Source organism: Candidatus Sericytochromatia bacterium (assembly GCA_035285325.1).
Taxonomy (GTDB): Bacteria; Cyanobacteriota; Sericytochromatia; order S15B-MN24; family JAQBPE01; genus JAYKJB01.
In genome coordinates, this window is the sequence record JAYKJB010000026.1 from 21,943 (window position 1) to 29,119 (window position 7,177).

The following is a 7,177-nucleotide window of genomic DNA, read 5'->3' on the forward strand; positions in this document are numbered from 1 at the left end:
TCCGGGGCAGAGTGGGAAGGTGTGATGGACGCCGCAGCGTCGGTGATACCAGCCGGAGGTCGAGTGTGAGGTCAGCCTGGCAGGCGAGCGGAATGTCGCGCCGTGTGCTGTGCAGCGTCGCGTTGCTGGCCCTGACGGCTTGTGGGGTGGTGCGCGACCCGGTGGCCCTCCGGCGGGCACCGGCTTCTCTGGCGGCCGCGCTCAACGACGAACCTGGCCTGAGTGACGAACCGACCGAGGTGCTGCTGGAGCCCTCTCGCCCGACCCGTCGCCCGCGCAGCGTCCGCTCAGGCAACTGGGCGCGGCTGCACACCTCGTCCTACGAGACCCTGCCCGCCCTCAAGGCCCTGATCAACGGCGCGGAGCGCACCCTGCTGATCGAGACCTTCAATTTCGGTAACGACTCGATGGGCCGCCAGGTCTATCCGTTGCTGATCGCGCGGGCCAACGCCGGGGTGCAGGTCAAGGTGATTGCCGATTACGTGGGCAGCCGTTTCTTGCCGAAGCACGCCGAGATGGTCCGCGAACTGCGGGAGGCAGGTGTGGATGTGCGGCTGTATCGGCCGCGCTGGATCGTCAAGGACGATCAGCGGCGTGGCATCAACATCGACCACCGCAAGGTCTACATCGCCGACAACAAGCGCGCCCTGGTGGGGGGCGTGAACCTGATGGCCGATTTCGACACCCACACGCAGGACGTGCTGGTCGAATGGCGCGGTCCGATCGTGGGCGACCTGGTGGCCGAGTATCAGACCGACTGGCGGGCGACCGGGGGCTACGCGTTCAATCTGCCGCCGATCCCGGCGCAGCAACCGGACGGCGAGGTCGTCGCTCAAGTGGTGGTCACCAGCCCGGGGGAGGCGCGTTACGAAGGCCGTGACACGATCTACGCCGCAATCGAGGGCGCTCAGCGCCAGATCGACATCTCCAACCAGTACCTGTGGGACGACGGCCTGATCCGGCGCTTGCTGGCCGCCCTGCAACGCGGGGTGCGGGTGCGCGCGGTCGTGCCGGGCGACGAGGATCACGCCTACGCCAAGTCCCTCCACAACGAAGAGCTCAAGCGGCTGGTCGATGCGGGCGCTGAGGCGCGCCTGTTCACCGGCACCCATCCCAAGGCTCACCTGCATACCAAGTATTTCGGCGTGGATGACACCTGGGTCGCGATCGGCTCGATCAACGGCGACACACGCGCGTTGATGGACAACCAGGAGCTCGACACGATCATCCAGAATGCCTGGCTGGCCAATGAGTTCCGGGAACGGATGTTCCGGCGCGACTGGACCGATTGGTCCAAGCCGTATGTCTACAAGCCGGGTGGGGTGATCAACAAGCCCTTCCGCACCCTGCTTGAGATCATCGACTACTATCTCTGAGCAAGGGCACTGGCGGCAGAAGGCTCATTTCTGCGAGCCGAAGCCCTTGGGGCCCTGGTTCTCAGAACAGGAAGTCGAGCAATTCCAGGCCCTGCTGCAGTAGCCGGCGCCACCAGGGCTGGGCGCAGATGGTGGCGGTGTCGATCACCTCGGCACTGGCCCAATCCGGCTCCAGCACGCGCTGGATGAAGTTCTCCGCCAGTCGGGGATCGCGGATGATCGCGTTCAGTTCGTGATTGTGTGCCAGCGTGCGCGCATCGCCGTTCGCCGAACCGAGCGACAGCACCTTGCCGTCGACGGCCAGGGCCTTGAAATGGCTGAAGGCTTCCACCCGCTCGGGCCCTTCCGGGCGTTTCTCCAGGAAGCGCACCTCGATCCCGGCCGCCAGCAACTGGCGGGCGCTTTCTAGATTCAGGTTGCCGAAAATCAGCCCGGGGATGCCGCGCTCCCCCTTGCCGGGTAGCAGGACTTTCACCTTCAAGCGAGGATGGCGACGCTTGGCTGCGATCAGCTCGGCCATCATCTGGTCGTCGGAAAAGTAGGGATAGACCAGCCGGATCTCGCGTTCGGCGTAGCGAATCAGTTTCAGGTGGGTGTCCCGCAACTCGGTGCTGCGCGCGTGCGGGTCAGTCGTGACGGACTGCACCCAGGCCGTGCCACCGGGCGCGGCTTGCGCGGCGGGCAGGTACTTGGGCAAGCTGCCCCCGGCGCGCACCCAGTTTTTCAAGAATTCCAGCTGGACCCGCCCGGTTTCCGGGCCTTCAATCGTGAACATCAGGTCGTGCCAGGAGTATTCTTTCTGATTCTTGGGGTTGATGAAGGTCTGCTGCAGGTATTCATCGCCGATGTTGCGCCCGCCGGAAAGAAAGCGGTGCCCATCCTGGATGAACAGCTTGCGGTGGGTGATCGGGGTGACGCCGGCCGCCGAGGGATCCACGCCACCACGATTGAAGGTCAACACCTCGATCCCGCCCTGGCGCAAGAAATCGACGATTTCAGTGTCCTGCCCCGGCTTGCTGACATCCCGCAGGCCACTCCAGTCGATCAGGACCTTGGCGTCAAAGGGCTTGCCCTCCGCCAGGGCCCGCTGCTTGCGGTCGATCAGGGCCTGGGCGATCGCCCGACCCGAGGTGTCGTGCCGCCAGATGAACATCTCGATCCAGAAGGACTCCCGGGAGTCCCGAATCGCCCGCAGGATCGCCTCGCGCGATTCATCGGCGGTGACGTGCAGGTTGACTTGATTGCGGAAGGTCGGGCGGTCAAGCGCGAGGTGTTCGACGCCGTGCGTGCCGTCGCGGGCCACCACGCGGCGGGGCCCCAGAGGGCCCTTGAAGGATGCCCCCGAGGACGGCGGGGATAACCGCCGGTCCTGGATGCTGAGGATTCGTTCACGCACGCCGGGCATCGTGTCACCGCCATCGAACGAGGGACCTTATCAGGGTTGTCGTGCGGTAGGCGGCTTTTGTTCTTAAGAAACGATTAATATATAAAATAGAAAAGTTTAATCTTCTACCCTCTCGCCTTCGCTCCGCTCAGCTGCACCACGAATACATCCCCGTCCATTTTCAAGCGCGGATCCGCCGCCATGGCCAGTTTGACCGCCTTCAACGCAGGGCCGGCCGGGACGCCGGCGATGCTGATGTGTTCGGGGCGGATGCCCCATTCCCCCCGTGAGGACGGCACCGAGCGCATCGTCACGGCGGTTTTGGCCGGCAGGGTGACGCCGCCGAGGCGCGCATAGCCTTCGATCACGAAGCCATCCGGCAGGTAGCGCGTGCCGGTCACCTGAAACACTTCCTTGGCGGCCTCGCGCACGACCTGGCCGGCGTTGGGGCGGCCGATCGCGCGCCCGGCCTTCTGGCTCAAGCCGTGAGGGAAAATCACTTTGTGCAACAAGCGGTCCAGCAGGCGCATCGCGGGTCTCCTCGGAGCCGGGGACGTCAGACGACGCCATGGTGAGGGGGTGAACAGGTTATGCCCCCCAGCGATTTCGAGGCGGTTTCAAAGTCTCAAGGCCACGTTAAGCTTGGGCGAATTCAGCTCGCTTGGCCCCAGTGGAGCAGCCCTGGCTGGCTGGGGCTTGAGGTGGACAAATGGTAAATTTAAGGTTTAGAATAGGTTAATAAATGCAGGATATGGGCAGGGTGAACCACCTGAGGAGTCGGGCACGATGCGACGTCGAATGGGCTGGCAGGGACTGACGGCCACCGGGTTGCTGCTGCTGAGTGCAGGCTGTCGCGCCCCCCAGCTGCCAAGCTTGCCTCTGGGCCAGCTGCCCTCCAGCGCCCGCGCGCTGCAGGCCGATGAGAACCCGGAACCCTATCCCGGAACCATGCCCGAACCCACCATTCAGGTGCCCCCAAGACCCCTGCGGCGAGCCCCTGAGCCGACGCAAGGCAACCGCTTGCAGGCCTTCGTTTCCCCCGCCGAGACCTTGCCGGCGCTGACCGCGCTGATTGCCGGGGCGCACCACAGCCTCTATCTGGAGACCTTCAATTTCGGCCTGGAGGGCTACGGGCGTCGCCTGGTGCCCCTGTTGGTCGCCAAAGCCCGGGCCGGCGTCGAAGTCAAGGTCGTGATGGACTATTGCGGCAGCCGGTTCTTGCCGGGCCACCGTGAGCTGGTCCAGCAGCTGCAGGCGGGAGGGGTGGAGGTGCGTCGCTACCTGCCTCGCACGATTCGCAAGGACGACCGACAGGTCGGCATCAACATCGATCACCGCAAGCTCTACCTGGCGGATGGGCAACGGGCGCTGGTGGGCGGCGTCAATTTGATGAAGTCCTTCGACACCATCCATCAGGACATCCTGGTGCGCTTCGAGGGGCCTGTCGTGTCGGACCTGTACGCCGAGTTTGCCTTGAATTATCGGGCCGCCGGAGGCAAGGCCAAGCTGAGCCTGCCCGGCGTGATTCCGGGCAGTGGGGCAGCGACGGCCCAGGTGGTCGTGACGAGCCCGGCCGAGGGCCGCTTCGAGGCCCGCGACGCGATTCTGGCCGGCTTGGCGGCCGCCCGGCAGCGGATCGACATCGAAAATCAGTATCTCTGGGACGATCGCGTGATCGCGGCGCTACATCAGGCCCTGGCCCGGGGCGTCCGCCTGCGGGTGATGGTGCCCGGCGAGGAGCACAAGCGCATCTTCAAGAACATCCACACCGAGGAACTCAAGCGGCTGGTGGATCGTGGCGCCGAGGCAAGGGTGTATCACGGCGAGCCGGCTGAGGCGCATCTGCACGTGAAGTATTACCAGGTGGACGACGACTGGGTCGCGGTCGGCTCCACCAATGCCGACACGCGGGCCATGATGGACAATCAGGAGTTGCAGGTGGTGGTGCAGGATGGGGCGCTGGTGGCGGATCTGCGTCAGCGCCTGTTCGAGCGGGACTGGACCATCCATTCTCGGCCCTTCGTGTACCAGCCGCCGAACCTGTTCACGCGCCCCTTCCGCAGCCTGCTCGAACTGATCGACTACTACCTGTGATGGCCGCGCGCAGGGCGCGAGTCGGCAGGGGGGGCACCAGCGTCTGCCCCGCAGCCAGCGGCGCAAGCCTGCCAAGCGGAGCGTTAGAGCCGGCCGGGAGACCCACTGGCGGCAGGCGCCTCGCTACCCCGCCCGCTTGCGGCCTTGCCTTGCAGGATCCTCTCAGAAAAAAAGGCGCCCCGGCTGGGGCGCCTCGCATCGGATTGAATCAGGGTCTCAGACGGTTCCGAGGGAGACTTCCCAGGGAGATTGAGCCGCCAGCTGGCTGTCTGTCCGAACCGCGGTGGTGCCCGAGGCGGACGTCGTGGCGGTGGCGGAAGGCGTTGGGGTGGGCGTCGCCGTCGGGGTGGCCGAGGGCGTGGGCGAGACGGTCGGGGTGGCCGAAGGCGTCACCGTTGGGGTGGCCGTGGGCGCCACGGTTGGGAGCGGGCTCGGGTTGTGAACCGGAGCAATCTTGGAGACCTGCAGATTGACCTTGCCCTCGGAACTGCGGGTGCCTGAAATCTGGGTCCGATGGCCATCCCGATGCGTGATGTAACCGTCGATGGTCTCCGAGGCGTTGGCCTGCACCACCTTGGTCCATTCCGAGACTTCCTGACGGCCGTCGCCGAACACGGTGGTCTGCTTGGTGACGACCTTGTAGGCGCCGTCCTTGTTCAGCAGGGTGCGGGTGCGCTGGGTATCGATGCGGAGCCCCTTGTCGTTGGTGCCGGACTTGCCGACCCGCAATTCCTGCGTGACGCCTTCCTTGTCGATCGTGCGCTCGGTCTTGATCGACCAGGTGCCGTCCAGCGTGGAGTTCCAGGTGGTGGTGATCAGCTTGCCGTCACCGTCGAGCAGTTTCACCGTGGTTTTGGGCGCGGTACGGTTCTCGCGGATGTTGTCGATTTCCCCCTCGTGCAGTTCGAAGGCCGTCTCGCGCTTGTGCTTGAGCGCCAGCTTCACTTCACGCGACAGCTGCCAGCGCTGCCAGGCGCGGCGGACGCTGTCCTTGAGGTCGCCGAAGAGGCCTTGCAGCTGGTAGCCGGCGGGGTCATCCACCAAGAGCTCCAGGGCTTCCAGATCATCGTCTTCTGCCATCAGGTACTGGGCCGCCGTCTCAGCCTCTGCGGCGAGCGGGGCCGCGACGTTGGCACCGGCCACCACCGTCACGGTGGGCGCTGCCGGCTTCGCGGCCGCGGGCTGGAGCGGTGCGGCCACCTGGGCCGGCGTGGTCAGCGAGGCCTTGGTCGCCAGGCGCGTGGTGGGCGCCGCGGTGCAGCCAGCCAGGATGGCGGCGGCAAGGGTCACGAGAATCGCGGAACGGCGCATCGAGGCATCTCCACTGCGAGTTGAACGCGGGGCGGTGAACACTTCATTCACCCACACCCTTGTTGTCGGGTGGCACGCTCTCGGGTTCGATAAAATTCAGGTAAAGGAAATATTAAACTTTGAGTCAGGCCTGGTGCATCTGACAGGATCCCGCGTGCGTCGAACACGCCACGGCTTCGGCCTGAATCGTGGTGTGGTGTATCTTCCAGCGTTCGGCCAGCATGCGGTTGCAGGCCGCCACAATCTCTGTCCCTTGAGCCTTGGCCGACTCTGCGATCAGGATGTGGCAGGACAGGCTGGGCAGATCGCGCGCGATGCTCCAGACGTGCAGGTCGTGCAGGCTCACCACGCCCTCGATGGCGGCCAGATCACGGGCCAGTCCCTGCAGGTCCAGGTGGCTGGGTACCCCTTCCATCAGGATCTCGAGGCTCTCCTCGACGATGTGCCAGGCGCCGTAGGCGATCAGCCCGGCGATCGCCACCGACAGCGCCGGATCGACCCAGGCCCAGCCGGTCGCCCAGATCAGGACTGCCCCGACGATCACCCCGGCGGAGGCCGCTGCATCCCCGATCACGTGCAGGTAAGCGCTGCGCACGTTCAGATTGCCGTGGGCGTGATCGTGCAGGGTGAAGCCGATCACCAGGTTGAGCGCCATCCCCACGGTCGCGGCCAGGCCCATGGGCAGCGTGGCGATCGCCTGGGCCCCCTGCAGCCGATGCCAGGCTTCCCAGGCGATCCAGGCGGCGATCGCGAACAAACTCAAGGCGTTGAACAGGGCCGCCAGGATGCCGGTCCGGTGGTAGCCGAAGGTGCGCCGGTGGTCCGGCGGACGGGTGGCCTGCCAGGCGCCGTACCAGGACAGCCCCAGCGCCGCGATGTCCGTGACGACGTGCCCGGCGTCGGCCATCAAGGCCAGACTGCCCGAGAACCACGCACCCGCCAGCAGGACCGCCAGCACGCCGAAAGAGGCAAAGAAAGCGCTGGCCAGCTTGCGACCGGTCAGGTGGTGATG

The 7,177-nt window shown here is 65.6% G+C and carries 6 protein-coding genes; 2 read left to right on the top strand and 4 right to left on the bottom strand.

What is annotated here, in order from left to right:
* The first annotated feature begins 92 nt into the window (after window positions 1-92).
* Window positions 93-1,376, top strand: coding sequence for a phosphatidylserine/phosphatidylglycerophosphate/cardiolipin synthase family protein (locus tag VKP62_04590; protein MEB3196462.1), 1,284 nt, complete (start codon window positions 93-95; stop codon window positions 1,374-1,376).
* Between the two features lie 61 nt (window positions 1,377-1,437).
* Here VKP62_04590 and VKP62_04595 read toward each other — a convergent pair whose 3' ends face one another.
* Both VKP62_04595 and VKP62_04600 read right to left on the bottom strand, forming a co-directional pair.
* The gene (locus VKP62_04595; GenBank protein ID MEB3196463.1) at window positions 1,438-2,772 is read right to left on the bottom strand and encodes a phosphatidylserine/phosphatidylglycerophosphate/cardiolipin synthase family protein; all 1,335 of its coding nucleotides are present in this window, start codon (window positions 2,770-2,772) and stop codon (window positions 1,438-1,440) included.
* A gap of 113 nt (window positions 2,773-2,885) precedes the next feature.
* Window positions 2,886-3,290 carry a hypothetical protein gene (locus VKP62_04600; GenBank protein ID MEB3196464.1) on the bottom strand — a complete coding sequence of 135 codons (405 nt, stop codon included), beginning with the start codon at window positions 3,288-3,290 and terminating at the stop codon, window positions 2,886-2,888.
* 256 nt (window positions 3,291-3,546) lie between these two features.
* On the opposite strand from VKP62_04600, the gene VKP62_04605 reads away from it, so the two are divergent.
* Window positions 3,547-4,854 (top strand): phosphatidylserine/phosphatidylglycerophosphate/cardiolipin synthase family protein, encoded by a 1,308-nt coding sequence (locus VKP62_04605; GenBank protein ID MEB3196465.1) that lies wholly within the window; start codon window positions 3,547-3,549, stop codon window positions 4,852-4,854.
* Window positions 4,855-5,070: 216 nt separating this feature from the next.
* Here the strand turns inward: VKP62_04605 and VKP62_04610 are convergent, their stop codons facing one another.
* Entirely contained in the window at window positions 5,071-6,165 is a 1,095-nt protein-coding gene (locus VKP62_04610; protein ID MEB3196466.1) for a hypothetical protein, read from the bottom strand.
* A gap of 124 nt (window positions 6,166-6,289) precedes the next feature.
* Window positions 6,290-7,177, bottom strand: an 888-nt coding sequence (locus VKP62_04615; protein MEB3196467.1) for a cation diffusion facilitator family transporter, incomplete at its 5' end; no start/stop codon positions are given.